At 61.8% G+C, this 1,207-nt stretch carries 2 protein-coding genes; both read left to right on the top strand.

Annotation, left to right across the window (positions count from 1 at the left end):
• Positions 1 to 485 (top strand): PilZ domain-containing protein (locus ACIONG_RS30285; RefSeq protein ID WP_401304685.1); only part of this gene is annotated, 485 nt, incomplete at its 5' end.
• Between the two features lie 14 nt (positions 486 to 499).
• Positions 500 to 1,207 (top strand): glycerophosphodiester phosphodiesterase (locus ACIONG_RS30280; RefSeq protein WP_401304682.1); only part of this gene is annotated, 708 nt, incomplete at its 3' end.

Below are 1,207 nucleotides of genomic sequence, written 5' to 3'. Positions count from 1 at the left end.
GCCACCAAGTGTTGCAGGATGCTTCCCCGCTGTTCAACCTGCTCAGCGAACTGCACCTGAGCGAATTCGAGTCGCAGCACCTGCTGCGCCAGATCAGTGAACGCGACCGGGCCATCGCCGCGTTTCTGAAATCCCAGAACAAACGCATCGACCTGCTCAGTCAGGTGGTCGCCCTGACCGTGCTCGGCCATATCGGCGAGCCGCAACCGGTGATCATCTCCGAAGGCGGGATCGACTTTCAGTACCCGACGCCGATCGCCACGGGTGCACACCTGTCAGTGAAACTGGTGCTCATGCCGCAGGCACTGGGCCTGTTGCTGCGCGCCCGCGTCACCCATTGCGACCGCAAGGGCGAGGGTTATGACGTCGGTACCGAGTTCGAACACTTGACCGATGCCCAGCGCCAGTTGCTCGCCCGCTATATCTTGCAGAAGCAGGCCCAGGAACGACGTCTGGCCCGCGAACAGAACGAATCAGGCATTTAAATTAAGGAAGAACCGTGACCCTCATCTACGGCCACCGCGGCGCCAAGGGCGAAGCACCGGAAAACACCCTGAGCAGTTTTCAGGAATGTCTCAAGCACGGCGTGCGCCGTTGCGAACTGGACCTCCACCTGTCCAAGGACGGCGAGTTGATGGTCATTCACGACCCGACCCTCAAGCGCACCACCGACCGCCGTGGCAAAGTCGTCGAGCATACCGCCGCCGAACTGGTGACCTACGACGCACGCAAGGGCGGCCCCGGCTGGATCAAGCCGTGCCCGATTCCAACACTGGAGGAGTTGTTCGAGAAGTGTGATTTCGAGCACTGGCAGCTTGAGGTCAAAAGCGCTTCGCGTACTCGCGCGGCAACCACCGTGCTGGCCATTCGTGAAATGGCGCAGCGACATGGCCTGCTGGACAAGGTGACAATCACCTCGAGTTCGCGGGAAGTCTTGAAAGCGGCGCTGGATCTGGTGCCGGATGTGTCACGGGGACTGGTGGCCGAATACGCCTGGCTCGACCCGTTGAAGGTCGCGGCAAGCTATGGCTGCGAAATTCTCGCGCTGAACTGGACGCTGTGTACGCCGGAACGCCTGCAGAAGGCGCAGCGTCAGGGGCTGCATGTGTCGGTGTGGACCGTCAACGAGCCTGCGCTGATGCGCAGACTCGCCGACTTCGGCGTTGACAGGGTGATTCCTGTCTTGCCGGGGTTGGGCGGTGCCGGC

This window comes from Pseudomonas sp. NPDC087817, assembly GCF_044742875.1.
Classification (GTDB): domain Bacteria; phylum Pseudomonadota; class Gammaproteobacteria; order Pseudomonadales; family Pseudomonadaceae; genus Aquipseudomonas.
Note: the sequence above shows the minus strand (reverse complement) of the source record. Positions and strands in the feature narration are given on the sequence as shown.